At 32.1% G+C, this 243-nt stretch carries 1 pseudogene; it reads left to right on the forward strand.

The features are described from left to right. Positions 1-243 (forward strand): annotated as a pseudogene (locus AWV70_RS19570) (tetracycline efflux MFS transporter Tet(L)); the annotation flags it as partial.

Below are 243 nucleotides of genomic sequence, written 5' to 3' on the forward strand. Positions count from 1 at the left end.
TGGGCATTGTATTTTTTATGCTGTTTACAACATCTTATAACATTTCTTTTCTGATCATCAGTATTCTGTCATTCCTGATATTTGTAAAACATATTAGGAAAGTAACAGAACCTTTTGTTGAACCTGCACTGGGGAAAAATATTTCTTTTATAATTGTTGTCCTTTGTGGAGGACTTATATTTGGTACAGTAGCAGGGTTTATCTCTATGGTTCCTTACATGATGAAAGATGTACATCAACTAA

The sequence above is a fragment of the Sporosarcina koreensis genome (assembly GCF_001531445.1).
GTDB lineage: Bacteria > Bacillota > Bacilli > Bacillales_A > Planococcaceae > Sporosarcina > Sporosarcina koreensis_C.